14 protein-coding genes, 5 tRNA genes and 1 pseudogene are annotated in these 18,260 nt (G+C 40.6%); all 20 read left to right on the plus strand.

Annotated elements, in window-relative coordinates; translation table 11 throughout:
* Nucleotides 1-15: 15 nt before the first annotated feature.
* The 20 genes and pseudogenes from BQ7314_RS05535 (at nt 16) to rpoC (ending at nt 18,156) form a co-directional block, all read left to right on the plus strand.
* A complete protein-coding gene (locus BQ7314_RS05535; protein ID WP_174482718.1) occupies nt 16-1,749 on the plus strand; it encodes a tetratricopeptide repeat protein in 1,734 nt (577 codons plus the stop codon).
* A complete protein-coding gene (gene lolB / locus BQ7314_RS05540) occupies nt 1,749-2,306 on the plus strand; it encodes a lipoprotein insertase outer membrane protein LolB (RefSeq protein ID WP_174482719.1) in 558 nt (185 codons plus the stop codon). The genes BQ7314_RS05535 and lolB overlap by 1 nt, the downstream gene beginning before the upstream one ends.
* Nucleotides 2,303-3,181 (plus strand): 4-(cytidine 5'-diphospho)-2-C-methyl-D-erythritol kinase, encoded by an 879-nt coding sequence (gene ispE, locus BQ7314_RS05545; protein ID WP_174482720.1) that lies wholly within the window; start codon nt 2,303-2,305, stop codon nt 3,179-3,181. Before lolB ends, ispE begins: the two co-directional genes overlap by 4 nt.
* Nucleotides 3,182-3,185: 4 nt before the next feature.
* Nucleotides 3,186-3,260 (plus strand) — tRNA-Gln (locus BQ7314_RS05550).
* Between the two features lie 61 nt (nt 3,261-3,321).
* Nucleotides 3,322-4,275, plus strand: a complete 954-nt coding sequence (locus BQ7314_RS05555; protein WP_174482805.1) for a ribose-phosphate diphosphokinase — start codon at nt 3,322-3,324, stop codon at nt 4,273-4,275.
* Between the two features lie 35 nt (nt 4,276-4,310).
* On the plus strand, nt 4,311-4,964 hold the full coding sequence (locus BQ7314_RS05560; RefSeq protein ID WP_174482721.1) for a 50S ribosomal protein L25/general stress protein Ctc: 654 nt from the start codon (nt 4,311-4,313) through the stop codon (nt 4,962-4,964).
* Nucleotides 4,964-5,533, plus strand: a complete 570-nt coding sequence (gene pth, locus BQ7314_RS05565; RefSeq protein ID WP_174482722.1) for an aminoacyl-tRNA hydrolase — start codon at nt 4,964-4,966, stop codon at nt 5,531-5,533. The genes BQ7314_RS05560 and pth overlap by 1 nt, the downstream gene beginning before the upstream one ends.
* Nucleotides 5,534-5,592: 59 nt before the next feature.
* Nucleotides 5,593-5,677: transfer RNA gene (locus BQ7314_RS05570), tRNA-Tyr, on the plus strand.
* 16 nt (nt 5,678-5,693) lie between these two features.
* A tRNA-Gly gene (locus BQ7314_RS05575) sits at nt 5,694-5,767 on the plus strand.
* 10 nt (nt 5,768-5,777) lie between these two features.
* Nucleotides 5,778-5,852: transfer RNA gene (locus tag BQ7314_RS05580), tRNA-Thr, on the plus strand.
* Nucleotides 5,853-5,977: 125 nt separating this feature from the next.
* A pseudogene (locus BQ7314_RS15770) lies at nt 5,978-6,094 on the plus strand (EF-Tu C-terminal domain-related protein); the annotation flags it as partial.
* A gap of 46 nt (nt 6,095-6,140) precedes the next feature.
* A tRNA-Trp gene (locus BQ7314_RS05590) sits at nt 6,141-6,216 on the plus strand.
* 47 nt (nt 6,217-6,263) lie between these two features.
* Nucleotides 6,264-6,632, plus strand: coding sequence for a preprotein translocase subunit SecE (secE, locus tag BQ7314_RS05595; protein ID WP_174482724.1), 369 nt, complete (start codon nt 6,264-6,266; stop codon nt 6,630-6,632).
* Between the two features lie 12 nt (nt 6,633-6,644).
* Complete coding sequence (gene nusG, locus BQ7314_RS05600) at nt 6,645-7,178, plus strand: transcription termination/antitermination protein NusG (RefSeq protein ID WP_174482725.1); 534 nt, start codon at nt 6,645-6,647, stop codon at nt 7,176-7,178.
* A 102-nt stretch (nt 7,179-7,280) separates the two neighbouring features.
* Nucleotides 7,281-7,712 (plus strand): 50S ribosomal protein L11, encoded by a 432-nt coding sequence (rplK, locus tag BQ7314_RS05605; protein WP_174482726.1) that lies wholly within the window; start codon nt 7,281-7,283, stop codon nt 7,710-7,712.
* Nucleotides 7,712-8,407 carry a 50S ribosomal protein L1 gene (gene rplA, locus BQ7314_RS05610; RefSeq protein WP_174482727.1) on the plus strand — a complete coding sequence of 232 codons (696 nt, stop codon included), beginning with the start codon at nt 7,712-7,714 and terminating at the stop codon, nt 8,405-8,407. Before rplK ends, rplA begins: the two co-directional genes overlap by 1 nt.
* A 303-nt stretch (nt 8,408-8,710) precedes the next feature.
* Nucleotides 8,711-9,253 (plus strand): 50S ribosomal protein L10, encoded by a 543-nt coding sequence (rplJ, locus tag BQ7314_RS05615; RefSeq protein ID WP_174482728.1) that lies wholly within the window; start codon nt 8,711-8,713, stop codon nt 9,251-9,253.
* Nucleotides 9,254-9,296: 43 nt separating this feature from the next.
* The gene (gene rplL / locus BQ7314_RS05620; RefSeq protein WP_217423830.1) at nt 9,297-9,668 is read left to right on the plus strand and encodes a 50S ribosomal protein L7/L12; all 372 of its coding nucleotides are present in this window, start codon (nt 9,297-9,299) and stop codon (nt 9,666-9,668) included.
* 126 nt (nt 9,669-9,794) lie between these two features.
* A complete protein-coding gene (gene rpoB, locus BQ7314_RS05625) occupies nt 9,795-13,865 on the plus strand; it encodes a DNA-directed RNA polymerase subunit beta (RefSeq protein ID WP_174482729.1) in 4,071 nt (1,356 codons plus the stop codon).
* Between the two features lie 73 nt (nt 13,866-13,938).
* Complete coding sequence (gene rpoC / locus BQ7314_RS05630; protein ID WP_174482730.1) at nt 13,939-18,156, plus strand: DNA-directed RNA polymerase subunit beta'; 4,218 nt, start codon at nt 13,939-13,941, stop codon at nt 18,154-18,156.
* Nucleotides 18,157-18,260: the final 104 nt, after the last annotated feature.

Consider the following 18,260-nt stretch of genomic DNA (forward strand, 5'->3'; position numbering starts at 1 on the left):
ATTAAGGAAATTTCATTGATAGTTTTAAAGGTAGTAACGATTGTTAGTGCGTTAATGCTTGCTGCTTGTGCAGCTATGCAGCCAGAAAATCAACCTAGTGCTGAGCAAACGATAGAGCCTGCTGCGCAGGTTGAGTTGAAAAAAATACCAGAGATAAAGACGGCAATTGACCCAGATGTCTTGTTTTTGTTGATGACGGCTGAGATTGCTGGGCAGCGTGGACAGTATGCACTGGCATTAGATGGGTATTTACGGGCTGCAAATAAAATTAAGGATGTCGAGGTTATTAAGCGAGCAGCTAAAATTGCAGTATATTTACAAGACATGCCTAAGTTAGAGCGGTCTTTGCAGTTGTGGATGGAGGTTGATCCAGATAATTTGGAAGCCCATTATTTACTGGCTATTGAGGCAATAAAATCAGGTAATAAGTCACGTGCAATTGAAAGCTTAGACTTTATTCTAGCTCGGGATGATAGTGATTTTGAGAGTAATACTTTAGCTATGCTTAAAGGCTTGCAGAAACCGGCAGAGTTAGCCTTGGCTTATCAGGTTTTTGAAGCGTTAAGTATCAAGTATCCTGGCAATGAAAAATTATATTTTGTGCAAGCGTTAATGGATGTGCAAGGCAAACGTAATAGACAGGCACAGTTAAAAATTGCCAAGGCGCTAGTGCTTGAGCCAAATTGGGTTAAGGCTTTATTATTACAGGCGCAGCTATATATTGTTCAGGGCAAGTTGGCAGAAGCGACCGAACTTTTACAGCGCGCTGATACGGAAAAGCCGCGCATGCAGATAAGAGAGCAAATAGCGCAGTTATTGATGCAGCAAGGGCGCTTTGATGAGGCGCAAGATGTTTTGCAGGATTTAATTGTGCAAGCACCTGAAAATAATGAATTAAAGTTTAAACTAGCTTTAGTGTATTTGCAGGTAGATAAAGAGGCGGAGGCGCGCGATATTTTAGAGGCTTTGGTTGATGATCCTGCGTATAGAGATAGAGCAGCATTTTACCTAGGTAGAATTGAGGCTAAGGCAAGGCATGCCAAAGAGGCATTGGAATGGTTTGATGGCATTGGTACGGACCCATATAAATATGAGGCTGGAATTAGTTCAATTTTAATTTTAATGGATGAGCAACGGTTTAAAAAAGGGCTACTTAGAGTGCAGCGCATGCAAACTGAGTATCCGCAGAAAAAAAGTGATTTAGTGCTGATTGAGTCGGAGATTTATAGTCAAATGCAGGCTTATGCAAAGGCCTTTGATGTACTGACTACAGCTTTACTGGAGGATGCTGATAATCATAAAATTCTTTATGCGCGAGCGTTGATTGCGGAGAAATTGGATAAGCTTGACGTTCTTGAGGATGATTTAAAGTATATTTTAGAGAAAAATCCAAATAATGTCAGTGCATTGAATGCGTTGGGTTATACCTTGGCAGATAAAACCAATCGTTATGCGGAAGCTAAGGTGTACTTGGATAAGGCGATGGCGCTGAAGCCAAATGATGCAATCATAATGGATAGTTATGGTTGGTTGTTATTTAAGCTTAATAAGGTATCTGAGGCATATCAATATTTGCGGCGCGCATATGATTTAGAGCCTCAGGCTGAAATAGCCGCGCATTTAGTAGATGTCTTATGGGTCATGGGGGAGCAAAGAGATGCAAGAGCAATTTTATCTGATGCGCTGCAAAAAAATCCTAGTGATAGCTTGTTAATTGAAGTGAAAGAACGTTTGCTTGGTAATAATTGATGCTCAAAGTTTTAGCTGGTTTGTTGTTGTTCAGCTTAGTTGCTTGTTCATCAATTGAAACTTATCGTACGCGTCCGGGGGCATTAAAAAATAGGGGCTCGATAGACTTACCGGCCTGGACAATGAGTGGGCGCATATTAATTAAAGGTCAAGAAGTGATGACGGCTAATATTAATTGGCAGCATAAGTCGGCAGTCGATAAATTAAAGCTAGCCGGTACTTTGGGCTTGGGAGCTATTTATATTGAGCTTAATGAGCAAGGCATACTTATAGATAAAGGTTACGGTGACAAACAGACCTCTATGGATGTAGATACATTTATTGCGCAGCAAATTGGTTTTGCCGTGCCGGTGACGGCTTTGCGTTGGTGGGTTGTGGGTGTGCCGATTATGGGTGTGCCAGTGGTATGGTTTGATGATGGTTTTGAGCAATTGGGATGGCAAGTAATATATAGTTCATTTATGTCTACGCGGGTGGGTAAAATGCCACATAAAGTAAAGATTGTAAAAGATAAAATTAACTTGAAATTAGTTGTAGATAATTGGGAATTTGAATGAGCAAGCAGATAGATTCAGAGTTGGGTTGGGGGGTAAGGTGGTCAGCGCCTGCAAAGTTGAACTTAATGCTGCGCATAGTTGGTCGGCGAGAGGACGGTTATCACCTATTGCAGACAGTTTTTCAAATTATTGATATTGATGATGGGTTGGTTTTTCATAAAACAAACGATGGGCGAGTGCGCCTACAGAGGGCCATTCCTGGTATTAAGGAAGAGGATGATTTGACGGTTCGTGCAGCAAATATGCTAAAAAATGAGACGGGTTATCAAGGAGGTGTTTGTATTGATATTGAAAAAAACTTGCCCATGGGGGGCGGGCTAGGGGGAGGGAGCTCTGATGCGGCAACAGTTTTGGTGGTATTGAATCAACTTTGGCAATTGGGATTGTCTAAACAAAGATTGATGGGGTTAGGCGTAAAATTAGGCGCTGATGTACCGGTGTTTGTTAATGGCGCTAGTGTTTGGGCTGAGGGAGTCGGCGAGCAATTAACTGAAATAAATTTGCCTGAGGCTTGGTTTATTATTGTTAAGCCAGATTGCCACGTGAACACCAGGAAAATATTTTCGACAAAAGGTTTGACAAGAGATAGTAAATCAATCAAAATGTCGGAATTCCAATCGGGGCAGGTTAAAAATGACTGTCAGGAAGTGGTAGAGAAAATCCATGGCGAAGTAAAAGAAGCTCTGGCTGAGCTATCTCAATATGGTAATTCAAGGCTGACAGGGACGGGTGCTTGTGTATTTGTCCAATTTGATGATAAATTGTCGGCAGAGGATGCTTATAATAAACTTAATTCAAAGAGAGAAGTTTATTTGGCTAAAGGATTGGCAATTTCACCATTGCAAAAACAAATGAGTGAACTCTTTAATTTCTAAATAATGGGCTGTCGCCAAGCGGTAAGGCACGGGGTTTTGATCTCCGCATACCCAGGTTCGAATCCTGGCAGCCCAGCCATTTATCTTCCGTATTAAATCAACTCCATATATGTGGGGTGTTCTGAATGAGTAATGCTTCAATGAGTGACGCTTCAATGATGGTTTTTTCTGGAAATGCTAACTTAGTGCTGTCGAAAGATATAGCGCGGAGATTAAGTATGCGTTTAGGGATGGCTACTGTGGGTCGCTTTAGTGATGGCGAAGTTATGGTGGAAATTGAGGAAAATGTAAGAGATAAAGATGTTTTTATTATTCAGCCGACTTGTGCTCCGACAAATGAAAATTTGATGGAATTGTTGGTTATGATTGATGCTCTTAAGAGGGCTTCGGCATCTAGAATTACTGCGGTTATGCCGTATTATGGTTATGCTCGTCAAGATAGGCGGTCGCGTTCGGCTCGAGTGGCGATTAGTGCAAAACTAGTTGCTAAAATGGTCGGTGTTTCAGGGGCAGATAGAGTGTTAACTGTTGATTTGCATGCGGACCAGATTCAAGGTTTTTTCGATATACCGGTTGATAATGTTTATGCGTCACCACTATTGCTGGGTGATGTTTGGCGTCAAAACTATAAAGATTTAATTGTTGTTTCTCCTGATGTGGGCGGTGTAGTTAGGGCGAGAGCTTTGGCGAAGCGTTTGGATGATGCGGATTTAGCAATTATAGATAAGCGCAGACCTAGAGCTAATGTTGCTGAGGTGATGCATATAATTGGTGATGTAAGTGGTAAAACTTGCGTTATGATTGATGATTTAGTAGATACGGCTGGGACGCTGTGTAGTGCGGCTTCTGCTTTGAAAAAGCAAGGTGCGGTTAAGGTGGTTGCATATTGTACCCATCCGGTACTGTCAGGAAGGGCGATAGAAAATTTACGTAACTCTGAATTAGATGAGTTGGTGGTGACTGATACGATTCCGCTGAATAAGGAGGCGGAAGCGCTGGGGAAGATACGGCAGTTAAGTGTTGCAGATATGTTGGCTGAAACAATTAGAAGGATAGCCGTTGGTGAGTCGGTTAGTTCGCTGTATGTTGATTAGTATTTTAAAGTTGTTGTAGGGTGTGGAGAAGTTAGATGTCTAACGTATTTGAGTTTAATGCTGTAAGTCGAGTGGCTGCTGGAACGGGCTCTGCTAAAGCTAGTCGTAGAAATGGTAATATTCCTGCTGTTATTTATGGTGGTAATAGTGAGCCAGAATTAATTGAGTTAAATCACAATGCAGTGGTTAAGAGTTTGGCGAATGAAGCAGTTTATTCGCATATCTTGAAGTTAAATGTTGGTGGTAAGATCGAGAATGCAATCTTAAAGGATATGCAAAGGCATCCTGCAAAAACCCAGATTTTACATATGGATTTTATGCGTGTTGTCATGAGTGAAAAGTTAAAGTTAAATGTACCTTTGCATTTCATTAATGAAGAATTGTCTCCTGGTGTTAAAGAAGGGGGTGTTGTTATGCATTCAATGACTGAAGTTGAGATTGAGTGTCTGCCTGGGAATATTCCTGAGTATATAGAGGTCGACTTAACTGGGTTGCAGATTGGTGAGTCTATTCATTTATCGCAGCTTGTTTTGGTTGATGGGCTTGAGATAATTGCTTTAACTCATGGAGAAGATCATGATTTGCCTGTGGCTCAGGTTATGAAGTCTAAAGGGGCAACTGATGAAGATGCAGCTGCTGCTGAGGGTGATGATGGTGCGGCGACTGAAGAAGAAGTGGCGAGTGAGTAGTGATTAAGCTTGTTGTTGGTCTGGGTAACCCAGGTCAAAAGTATGCAAAAACCCGGCATAATGCCGGGTTTTTGCTGTTGGATGAATTGATATGTACAGGGGATGCTGTTTTTTCTCCGCAAAGTCGTTTTTTTGGTGAGTTGGCGGAGATGAAGGTGGGGGAAAGGAAGCTCTATTTGTTAAAGCCTACTACTTTTATGAATCGTAGTGGGCGGTCTGTTTCTGCGGTAATGAAATACTATAAGATTCAGATGGAAGAGGTTTTAGTGGTGCATGATGAGTTAGATTTTGAGCTGGGAGTGCTTAAACTTAAGCTTGGTGGTGGGCATGGTGGCCATAATGGGCTTAGGGATATTATTGCAGCAACGGGCTCTAAAGGTTTTTTAAGGCTTAGAGTTGGGATTGGTCGGCCGCAAGGGTCGCGAGCTATCGCTGATTATGTCTTGTCGGACTTTTCTAGGCTGGATTTTGAGCTGCTAGTGTCTAAGTTTGCAAGTTTTCTTGTGCTGATGCCTTTGTTGTTGGCTGGGAATGTTGAATCTGCAATGCATGAGTTGCATTCACAATAAGAAACCTTTAAAAAAGGTTGACACAATAATTTATATCTAGCATAATAGTGTTTCTGTATGGAGGGGTTCCCGAGCGGCCAAAGGGATCAGACTGTAAATCTGACGGCTCTGCCTTCGGAGGTTCGAATCCTCCCCCCTCCACCATTCAGAAAAGAATTCTGCGGGTGTAGTTCAATGGTAGAACTCCAGCCTTCCAAGCTGATCACGTGGGTTCGATTCCCATCACCCGCTCCAAAAAAAACAAGCCCATATAGCTCAGGGGTAGAGCACTTCCTTGGTAAGGAAGAGGTCGCCGGTTCAATTCCAGCTATGGGCTCCAGTACTGCTGATTGTTGCAAACATTAAATTTAACAAAAGGTCCTTGATAAAATGGCTAAAGAAAAATTTGAACGTAATAAACCACATGTTAACGTAGGGACAATTGGTCACGTTGATCATGGTAAAATTTCTGTAGAAGTAACCTTAATTGCGCCAATCGCAATGGAAGAAGGGTTGCGTTTTGCGATTCGTGAGGGTGGTCGTACGGTTGGTGCGGGTGTTGTTGCGAAAATTATTGAGTAATTGTAGGAAGTAAGTTATAATTATTCGTTCAAAGGTTTGTGCATGTAGGTCAGTGGCTCAATTGGTAGAGTAGCGGTCTCCAAAACCGCGGGTTGTGGGTTCGAGTCCCTCCTGGCCTGCCACACGCATAACTTATATTTCAAAGTATTTCTCAAATAAAATCCAGTAAATGAATATTCAGGCAAATGAAGCTACATCTGGCGGAGATGTACTTAAATATTTCTTGTCTCTTGTACTATTATGTGCGGGTGTAGTCGCTTTTTATTATTTCTCAGAGTATCTGCAGTTATATAGAGTTCTTGGGGTAGTGGCAGTTGTGGCAATGTCATTAGCTATTATGCTGACTACATCTATAGGGCAAAGGTCTTTAGCATTTGCGCGTGAGGCGAAACAAGAGGTGAGGAAGGTGGTTTGGCCGTCACGGTCTGAAACAACCCAAACCACATTAATGGTATTTGCAATGGTAATCATTGTTGGCTTTATTATGTGGATACTGGATACGTTTTTATTTTGGTCGATAACATCGCTGACAAGTTAAAGAGGTTAAAGAATGGCCATTCGTTGGTATGTTGTTCATGCATATTCAAATTATGAAAAGAAAGTAAAGCAGTCACTAGAAGAGAAAATTCAAAGAGAAGGTTTAGAAGGATTTTTTGGTAAAATTCTAGTTCCGACTGAAGAAGTAGTTGAAATGCGCATGGGTCAGCAAAGGAAAAGTGAAAGAAAGTTTTTCCCTGGCTACGTATTGGTGCAAATGGAATTAACTGATGAAACATGGCATTTAGTTAAGGATGAGCCTAGAGTTTTAGGTTTTATTGGTGGTACTTCAGAACGGCCTGCTCCTATATCAAACCAAGAAGCGGAAAGGATTTTAAATAGGGTAGAAGAGGGTGTTAATAAGCCTAGACCTAAAGTTTTATTTGAGGTTGGTGAAGTTGTTCGAGTTAATGATGGGCCATTTAAAGATTTTAATGGTGAAATCGAAGAAATTAACTACGAAAAAAACAAATTAAAAATTTCAGTTTTAATTTTTGGAAGGTCGACTTCAGTAGAGCTCGGATTTAATGAAGTAGAAAAAGTTTAAGCATCCACGTGTATTGAAAATCAAAACGGTCCTCATCATAATGATGGGGATTTTTTATCTATGGGGAGCTGAAAGGCGCTAGTACCCGAGTAGGAGCATATAATGGCTAAAGAAGTCTCAGCATATATCAAGCTGCAAGTTAAAGCAGGCGAAGCAAATCCTAGTCCACCAGTAGGGCCTGCATTAGGTCAGCATGGTGTGAATATTATGGAGTTTTGTAAAGCATTTAATGCAAAAACTGCAGATATCGAGAAAGGGTTACCAATTCCAGTTGTAATTTCTGTTTACAGTGACAAAAGTTTCACGTTCATTACTAAAACACCACCAGCTTCAATTTTATTGAAAAAAGCAGCAGGTATTACTAGTGGTAGTGCAGTCCCTAATAAGACAAAAGTAGGCACGGTAACTCTTGCTCAAGTAGAAGACATTGCGAAAACTAAAATGGAAGATTTGAATGCTACAAATCTTGAAACTGCAGTAAAAATAATTGCTGGTAGCGCCCGTAGTATGGGCCTTGTTGTGGAAGGTTTATAATGACTAAGTTATCTAAAAGAGCAAAAATTGCTATAGAAAAAGTTGATCCAACACGTCAATACCCTTTCGCTGAAGCGATTAAATTATTAAAAGAACTTTCAACAGTTAAATTTTCTGAGTCTGTTGACCTAAGTGTTAATTTAGGTATTGATGCAAGAAAATCTGATCAAAATGTTAGAGGTGCAACTGTATTGCCTAAAGGCTCAGGAAAGACAGTGAGAGTAGCGGTTTTTACGCAAGGTCCAAACGCTGAAGCTGCAAAAGAAGCAGGTGCAGATATTGTTGGTATGGAGGATTTGGCTGATCTAGTTAAAAAAGGTCAAATGGACTTTGATGTTGTTATTGCTTCTCCTGATGCAATGCGTGTTGTTGGTCAATTAGGCCAAGTATTAGGACCAAGAGGTCTAATGCCCAACCCTAAGGTTGGTACTGTGACGCCAGACGTAGCAGGTGCAGTGCGTAATGCGAAATCAGGCCAAGCTCGTTACCGTACTGACAAAGCTGGTATTATTCATTGTTCAGTAGGTAAGATTGATTTTACCGCAGAAGACATCAAAACAAACCTGGAAGCAGTTGTGGCTGATTTAGTAAAAGCTAAACCTAGTGCAGCTAAGGGTATTTATTTAAAGAAAATCAGCTTGTCGACTACGATGGGGCCTGGTGTGACTTTAGATTTAAGTAGTATTGAATGTTAAGGAGTGGAGGAGAATAACTTAGGCATTATGATACAGGATTTTTGTTTGTATTTAAGGCGCGAAAACAGAGTACAGATAAAAAATAAGTCAGAATGAATAAGTTATAAAACCCTCATTCCTGAAGTAAAAGTTTTGGTTGCCAGCTTTGTTGGTAGCCATCAAAGACCGTAGGTGCGTAATGCTTAAATAAACGCCTACGTAGATGGGAGCTGTAACTAGGAAACTGGTGAAGAACCCGTTGGGGTGCATCTACTAAGATGTGTTTTATAAAACTGATGAAAATCAGTAAGAACGGAGAAAATTGTGGCCTTAGCATTAGATGGCAAAAAAGCTGTCGTAGAGGAAGTTGCTCCATACGCTGCTAAAGCGCATTCTGCTGTTGCAGCTGAATATCGTGGGCTAACTGTAGCTGAATTAACTCAGTTACGGGTAGTTGCAAGAGAAACAGGTGTTTATTTGCGTGTAGTTAAAAATACATTGGCAAAACGTGCGGTTGCTGGAACTCAATTTGAATGCATGCAAGAAAAAATGGTTGGACCATTAATTCTAGCTTTTTCGATGGAAGATCCGGGATCTGCAGGTCGTTTAATCAATGATTTTGCGAAAACAAATGAAAAGCTGATAGCTAAAATTGTATCAATTGATGGCCAAGCATACGATGGTTCTGAATTGGCACGACTAGCAAGTCTACCAACGCGTGATCAAGGTATTAGTATGATTATGGCGTTGATGTTAGCTCCTGTAGGAAAACTAGCTCGTACTTTAGTTGCTTTAAAAGAGCAGCGTGAAGAAGGGTCGGTAAGTGCAGAAAGTGAAACAGAAGTAGTGTCAGAAGCGGCAGAATAAGCTTTTATAACCAGTTTACAACTTAATATTTGAGGAATTACGAATGGCTATCTCACAAGAAGATATCTTGGAAGCAGTATCTAATATGACTGTAATGGAAATCGTTGATTTGATTTCTGCAATGGAAGAGAAATTTGGCGTATCAGCGGCAGCTCTTGCTGCAGGCCCAGCGGCTGGTGGTGATGCTGCAGCTGCAGAAGAAAAAACTGATTTTGATGTTGTTATGACATCTTTTGGTGCTAATAAAGTTACTGTTATTAAAGCAGTACGTGCAATTACAGGCCTTGGCTTGAAAGAAGCAAAAGGTGCAGTTGAAGGTTGTCCTACTGTATTAAAAGAAGGTGTAAGCAAAGAAGATGCTGAAGCAGTTAAAGCTCAGTTAGAAGAAGCGGGAGCTTCTGTCGAAATTAAATAATTTTGATAAAATACTCTAAGCAGTAACTGTGATATGGGCTGGTGATTACTTAAGTAGTCATCGGCCTTTTACTGTTTTTAATGACCTGAATTCAACACCTACACTTGAAAAGGATAAGGAAGTAATATGGCTTACTCTTTTACTGAAAAAAAACGCCTCAGAAATAATTTTGGAAAAGCAAACGAGGCATTAGAAGTTCCTTATTTGCTTGAAACGCAAATCAAATCCTATGAAGGCTTTCTACAGACAGGCGTAAAGCCAGCAAAAAGACAGGATGCTGGTTTACATGCGGCATTTTCCAGTGTATTTCCGATTGAGAGTCATTCTGGATATGCTGTTTTAGAATATGTTAAATACAATTTAGGCGAACCTGTATTTGATGTGCGTGAGTGTCAGCAGCGTGGTGCAACTTTTGCTGCGCCGTTACGAGTTGTTGCGCGTTTGGTTATTTATGATAAAGACGCACCAGGTAGTACGAAGGTTGTTAAAGATATCAGGGAACAAGAAGTTTACATGGGTGAATTACCGTTAATGACGGAAAATGGCACCTTTGTAATCAATGGTACAGAACGAGTTATCGTTTCTCAGTTGCACCGTAGCCCAGGTGTATTTTTTGACCATGATAAGGGTAAAACACACTCTTCAGGAAAGTTACTACTCAATGCACGAGTGATTCCATATCGTGGTTCATGGTTAGATTTTGAATTTGATCATAAGGATTGTATTTTCGTTAGAATCGATCGTCGTCGTAAAATCCCTGCAACAATTTTATTGCGTGCATTGGGTTATGACAATGAACAAATCATTAAAATGTTCTTTGAATTTAATACTTATAGTATTGGTAGTGAAGAAATCAAATTGCATTTAATTCCTGAAAGGTTAAAAGGTGAGATAGCAACATTTGACCTTAAGCATGACGGCGTAGTGCTAGTTGAAGAAGGGAGAAGAATTACTGCAAAACATATTAGAAAAATGGATAAGGCTAATATTGAGCGTTTAGATGTTCCTAGGCATTATTTGCTAGGTAGTGTCCTAGCAACTAATATCATAGATGAGTCATCCGGCGAGTTAATTGCCAAGGTAAATGACGAAATAACAGAAGAATTACTAGATAAGTTAATTGCGGAAGGTGTTACTGAAATTCAGACACTTTATGTAAATGATTTAGATCGTGGTGCATATATATCAGATGCGATGCGTTTAGATTCTACGACTAATCGTTTAGAGGCGTTGATTGAAATATACCGTATGATGCGTCCTGGCGAGCCGCCAACAAAAGACTCAGCAGAAAACCTGTTTAATAACTTGTTTTTTACGGAGGAAAGGTATGACTTATCAGCTGTAGGGCGAATGAAATTTAATCGCCGTTTAAATATTGCAGGTGATGTTGGTGCTGGCACTTTAAGTAAAGAAGATATTATTGCTGTATTGCATGAATTAATTGCCATTAGAAATGGTAATGGTGTTGTTGATGATATTGATCACTTAGGTAATCGCCGAGTGAGATCAGTGGGTGAAATGATTGAAAACCAATTTAGAGTTGGTTTGGTTAGAGTTGAAAGAGCGGTAAGGGAACGTTTGACTTTGGCTGACTCTGAGGGGTTGATGCCACAAGAAATTATTAATGCTAAGCCTGTTTCTGCAGCCGTAAAAGAATTTTTCGGTTCTAGTCAGTTGTCACAGTTTATGGATCAAAATAATCCATTGTCTCAGGTAACTCATAAGCGACGTGTATCGGCTTTAGGACCTGGCGGTTTGGCGAGAGAGAGAGCTGGATTTGAAGTTCGAGATGTGCATACAACTCATTATGGGCGAGTATGCCCAATTGAAACGCCAGAGGGACCAAATATTGGTTTGATTAACTCTTTGGCTGTTTATGCACGTACTAATGAATATGGATTTTTGGAAACTCCTTATCGTAAAGTGGTCGATGGTCTAGTTACTCAGCAAGTTGACTATTTGTCAGCAATTGAAGAAGGTACCTTTGTTATTGCTCAGGCCAGTGTTCCGGTAGACGATAATGGTAGGTTAGTTGAGGGTTTGGTATCTTGTCGCTATAGAGATGAGTTTACTTTATTGTCCTCTGACTCTGTGCAGTATATGGATGTATCGGCAAAGCAGATTGTATCTGTAGCCGCATCAATCGTACCGTTTTTAGAGCATGATGATGCAAACAGAGCCTTGATGGGGTCTAATATGCAGCGTCAAGCAGTACCTGTTTTAAGAGCAGAAAAGCCAATTGTCGGAACAGGAATGGAGCGTACGGTTGCTAAAGATTCAGGGGTAACAGTTGTTGCAGCACGTGGTGGACGTATTGAAACTGTCGATGCGAGCCGAATCGTAGTGCGTGTAAGTGATGCTGAAACTGAAACTGGTGAAGCGGGCGTAGATATTTATAATTTAATTAAATATGTGCGTTCAAATCAAAATACATGTATTAATCAAAAGCCACTCGTTAAGCCGGGTGATATTGTTGCCGCTGGTGATATTATGGCTGACGGACCTTCTACTGATATGGGGGAGTTGGCATTAGGACAAAACATGCTGATTGCCTTTATGCCTTGGAATGGCTATAACTTCGAGGATTCAATCCTTGTTTCAGAGCGTGTCGTCAAAGAAGATCGTTTTACTTCGATTCATATTGAAGAAAAAACCTGTATTGCACGTGATACAAAACATAGTCCAGAAGAAATTACTGCGGATATTCCTAATGTAAGTGAAGAAGCTTTATCTAAATTGGATGAGTCAGGTATTGTTTATGTCGGTGCTGAAGTTAAAGGCGGTGACATCCTAGTAGGTAAAGTTACCCCTAAAGGTGAGTCGCAACTTACACCGGAGGAAAAGTTACTCAGAGCAATCTTTGGTGAAAAAGCAGCCGATGTTAAAGATACGTCGTTGCGAGTGCCAGGTAGTATTCGTGCCACGGTTATTGATGTACAAGTCTTTACGCGGGATGGCGTAGAAAAAGATAAGCGTGCTTTAGCTAATGAAGCAGCTGCGATCAAAAGTTATAAGAAAGATTTAAATGATCAGTTAGCTATTGTAGAGAAAGATATTTATCAGCGTACAGCTACATTGATTATCGGTGAAAAAGCATTGTCAGGGCCTAATAGCCTGAAATCTGGAACGGTTATAACTCAAGAGTATTTAAATTCAGTTAAGCATTCTGAGTGGCCGAATATCAAAATGGAGGGTGAAGAACTTAATGTGCAGCTTGAAGGTCTGAATGCGCAAATCGTTAAGTTACGTAAAGAATTTGATGAAAGGTTTGAGGTAAAGCGTAAAAAAATCACTATGGGCGATGATTTAGCACCGGGTGTATTGAAAATGGTTAAGGTCTATTTAGCTGTTAAAAAACGTATTCAGCCGGGTGATAAAATGGCCGGACGACATGGAAATAAAGGGGTTATTTCAAGAATTAACCCTATTGAAGATATGCCGTTTACAGCTGATGGAACGCCGATTGATATTGTTTTGAACCCATTAGGTGTGCCTTCGCGAATGAACGTAGGGCAAGTACTGGAGACTCATTTAGGCTGGGCAGCTAAAGGACTGGGCATTAAAATTGGTAAAATGCTCGAGGCCCAAGCAGCGGTCAAAGATATAAGAGATTATTTGGATAAAATCTATAACAGTAGTGGTCAAAGTGAAGATTTAGATTCTTTCTCGGATGCTGAAATTATTGAGATGGCAAAAAATCTTGTTGCCGGTGTGCCAATGGCGTCGCCTGTTTTTGATGGTGCAAGTGAAGAGGAAATTCGCTATATGCTTAAACTCGCTGACTTACCAGAAAGCGGCCAGACAACTTTGTATGATGGTTTAACTGGTGATGCATTTGAGCGTGATGTGACGGTGGGGTATATGCATATGCTAAAGTTGAACCATTTAGTTGACGATAAAATGCATGCGCGCTCAACAGGGCCATATAGCTTAGTTACTCAGCAGCCCTTAGGTGGTAAAGCTCAGTTTGGTGGTCAGCGTTTTGGTGAAATGGAGGTCTGGGCGCTTGAGGCTTATGGGGCGGCTTATACCTTGCAAGAAATGTTAACCGTTAAGTCTGATGATGTGACAGGTCGTACTCGCATGTATAAAAACATTGTAGATGGTAATCATCAAATGGAGGCAGGTATGCCTGAATCATTTAATGTATTACTTAAAGAAATTCGCTCATTAGCTATTAATATTGAAGTGCAATAGCACTTATTTTATTAAGTAAAGAATGGTTAACGAGTTCTGGTTAGGCCAGATAACAAACTAAGGGGATAAGCTCTTGAAAGATTTATTAAATTTCTTAAAACGCCAAAATAAATCTGCTGATTTTGATGAAATCAGCATAGGTTTAGCGTCACCAAATCAAATTAGATCGTGGTCTTATGGTGAAGTAAAGAAGCCAGAAACAATCAATTACCGTACTTTCAAGCCAGAGCGTGATGGTTTGTTTTGTGCCAAAATTTTTGGCCCAGTCAGTGATTACGAGTGCTTATGTGGTAAATACAAGCGATTGAAACATCGTGGTGTAATTTGCGAGAAATGTGGCGTAGAAGTGACTTTATCCAAAGTGCGTCGTGAGCGCATGGGACATATTGAGCTAGCAAGTCCAGTTGCACATATTTGGTTTTTGAAGTCCCTGCCTTCGCGCATTGCACTGCTATTAGATATGACACTGCGCGAAATTGAGCGTGTTTTGTATTTTGAGTCCTTTGTAATTCTTGATGAGGGTATGACGCCTTTAGAAAGAAAGAAATTAATGACCGATGAAGAATATCTAGATGCCTTTGAGGAGTATGGTGATGATTTCATAGCCAAAATGGGTGCGGAAGCTATCTATGAATTATTAAAGTCAATCGATATTAAGGCTGAGGTCGATCAGTTAAGGGAAGATATTAATAGCACTAACTCAGAGACTAAGATTAAGAAGTATTCTAAGCGATTGAAAGTTCTTGAGTCATTGCTAGGTTCTTCTAACCGCCCTGAGTGGATGGTAATGAATGTATTGCCGGTATTGCCGCCTGAATTAAGGCCGTTAGTTCCATTGGATGGTGGACGTTTTGCAACGTCTGATTTAAATGATTTATATAGACGTGTTATTAATAGAAATAATCGATTGCATCGTTTATTAGACTTGAGTGCGCCTGATATCATTATCCGTAATGAAAAGAGAATGCTGCAAGAATCAGTTGATGCGCTGTTGGATAACGGTCGGCGTGGTCGTGCGATCACGGGTACCAATAGGCGACCGTTGAAATCGCTTGCCGATATGATTAAAGGCAAGCAAGGGCGCTTTAGGCAGAACTTATTAGGTAAGCGAGTTGATTACTCAGGGCGTTCAGTTATTGTTGTTGGGCCGACTTTAAGATTGCACCAGTGTGGCTTACCTAAAAAAATGGCATTAGAGTTATTTAAGCCTTTTATTTTTAGTAAGTTACAATTGCGTGGTTTAGCGACGACAATTAAAGCTGCCAAGAAAATGGTAGAAAGTGAGAGTGCTGAGGTTTGGGATATTCTTGAAGAGGTTATTCATGAGCATCCAATTATGCTTAATAGAGCGCCAACTCTTCACAGACTAGGCATTCAGGCGTTTGAGCCTACCTTAATTGAAGGTAAGGCGATTAATTTACACCCATTAGTATGTAGTGCATTTAATGCTGATTTTGATGGGGATCAGATGGCGGTACATGTACCACTATCAATTGAAGCTCAGATTGAATGTCGCACCTTAATGATGGCGACTAATAATATTCTGTCCCCAGCGAATGGTGAGCCAATTATTAATCCATCTCAGGATGTCGTATTAGGTTTGTATTATATGAGCCGTGAAAAATTAAAAGCTAAAGGTGATGGGTCTTATTTTAGTAATGCAGATGAGGTAATGAGGGCGCTTGATGCTAAAGCTGTTGAGCTGCAATCAAAGATTCTCGTAAGAATTACTGAGCAAGTTAAGAATGATGCCGGTGAGTTGGAACCCAGTATTACGCGTATTGAAACAACAGTAGGCCGAGTTTTAATTTGGAATGTTGTACCTGATGGTATGCCATTTGATGTTGTTAACTGCGATATGACTAAGAAGAATATCTCGCGCTTGCTAGATTATAGTTATCGTCATTTAGGTAATAAAAGTACGGTTGTTCTGGCAGACCAGATTATGTATCTTGGTTTTAAATATGCAACGCGTTCAGGTATTTCATTCGGTATTAATGATATGGAGATTCCGGCAGAGAAGTCGCAAATTCTATCGGAGGCTGAAAAGGAGGTTATTGAAATCCAGAGTCAATATGCATCTGGTTTGGTGACGGATGGGGAACGCTATAATAAAGTTGTTGATATTTGGTCGCATGCCAATGAGAAGGTCGCTAAAGTGATGATGGATGCTTTAGGGACGGATGAAGTAATTGATGATGATGGTGTTGTTTTAAAGCAAAAATCATTTAACTCAGTATTTATGATGGCTGAATCAGGGGCTAGAGGATCTGCGGCGCAGATTCGTCAGCTTGCAGGTATGCGTGGTTTGATGGCGAAGCCAGATGGCTCTATTATTGAAACACCTATTACAGCGAACTTTAGAGAAGGTTTAGATGTGTTGCAGTACTTTATTTCAACACATGGTGCGCGTAAAGGCTTGGCTGATACGGCACTTAAAACAGCGAATTCAGGTTATTTGACGCGTAGGTTGGTTGATGTTGCTCAAGATTTAGTTATCAATGGCGTTGACTGCGGTACGACTAATGGTATGTTAATGGCGCCAATCATTGAAGGTGGAGATGTTGTTGAGTCATTGTCGGAGCGAGTCTTAGGGCGAGTTGTTATTGGTGATGTATTAAATGCAATGACCGGTGAGTTGGTTGTCGCTGATGGTACTTTATTAGATGAGCAATATGTTGCTGACTTAGAAAAAAATAGTATTGATGATGTGTATATTCGCTCGATTATCACTTGTGATAATCGGCATGGCGTTTGTGCTAAATGTTATGGTCGTGACTTAGGTCGTGGTCAGATGGTTAATAGTGGTGAGGCGGTTGGTGTTATCGCTGCACAGTCTATTGGCGAGCCAGGTACACAGTTAACTATGCGTACTTTCCATATTGGTGGTGCTGCATCTCGACAAGTTGCGATTAGTAATGTTCAGGTTAAATCTAATGGTTTAATTAAATTGCACAACCTAAAAACTGTAGAGAATCGCGAAGGAAATCTAATCGCCGTTTCGAGGTCAGGGGAAGTAGGGGTTATGGATGAATATGGTCGTGAGAAAGAGAAATACAAGATTCCGTATGGAGCTGAGTTAACTTGCCGCGATGGCAGTGAAGTAAAAGCTGGTGATATTGTTGTTAGTTGGGATCCGCATGTTCATCCGGTTGTCTCAGAAGTTGCTGGGTTCGTGCAGTTGATAGATTTTGAGCCTGGACTATCTGTTCAGGAGGTCTCAGATGAAGTGACAGGGGTAAGTTCAGTTACTGTGTTGGATCCTAAGCAGCGTGTAAGTGCAGGGAAGGATTTGCGTCCATTAGTTAGGCTGGTTACAGATGATGGCGAAGAAATTATGTTGCCGAATACTGACTTAACTGCGCAATATGTGTTGCCATCCGGTTCCATTGTTGCGGTAAAGAACGGTGCTGAAATTCAGGTCGGTGATGTATTGGGAAGAATTCCTCAAGCATCCAGTAAAACGCGTGATATTACAGGGGGTTTACCAAGAGTTGCAGACTTATTTGAAGCGAGAAAAACTAAGGATCCTGCTATTTTGGCTGAAGCAACCGGTGCGGTTAGTTTCGGTAAGGAAACAAAAGGTAAGCAAAGAGTTATTATTACTGACTCTGAAGGCGAGCAATATGAGACTTTAGTGCCTAAATGGCGACATATTACGGTATTTGAGGGTGAATTTGTTGATAAGGGCGAGACTATTGCTGAGGGTGAGTTAACGCCGCATGATATTTTGCGTTTGCGTGGTGTGACCGAGTTAACAACATACTTAGTAAAAGAGATACAGGATGTATATCGTTTACAAGGTGTGAAAATTAATGACAAGCACATCGAGGCGATTATTCGTCAAATGCTGCGTAAAGTTGAGATTACAGCAGCAGGAGATAGTAATTATACGAAAGGTGATCAAGTTGAGAAAGCGGCTGTTAAGGTCATAAATGATCAGTTAGAGGCGGATGGGAAAGTTCCTGCTAGTTATGATCCTATTTTATTAGGTATTACTAAAGCATCTTTAGCAACGGAATCATTTATATCTGCAGCATCTTTTCAAGAAACAACTAGGGTCTTAACTGATGCGGCTGTTCGAGGATTGAAAGATCCGCTATATGGACTTAAAGAAAATGTAATTGTAGGGCGTTTAATTCCTGCAGGAACAGGACTAGCATTTCATGAAGCAAGAAGAAAACGTCAATTAAAGCAAGAAGTGTCGATGAATGCTTCGGAGGAAGTGAAAACTTCAGATGCGGTTGTAGATGCAGAAGAGGCATTAAAACAAGCCTTAAATGCGGAATAGTAATATAAATCTTGACTTTACATGAGCAGGGCATATAAAATGTCCTGCTCAATAGAGTTATTATAAATAATTGTAGTACGCTTATGTGCGTACTCGGCAGAAAT

Source organism: methanotrophic endosymbiont of Bathymodiolus puteoserpentis (Logatchev), from assembly GCF_900128525.1.
In the GTDB taxonomy this organism is placed as follows: domain Bacteria; phylum Pseudomonadota; class Gammaproteobacteria; order Methylococcales; family Methylomonadaceae; genus Methyloprofundus.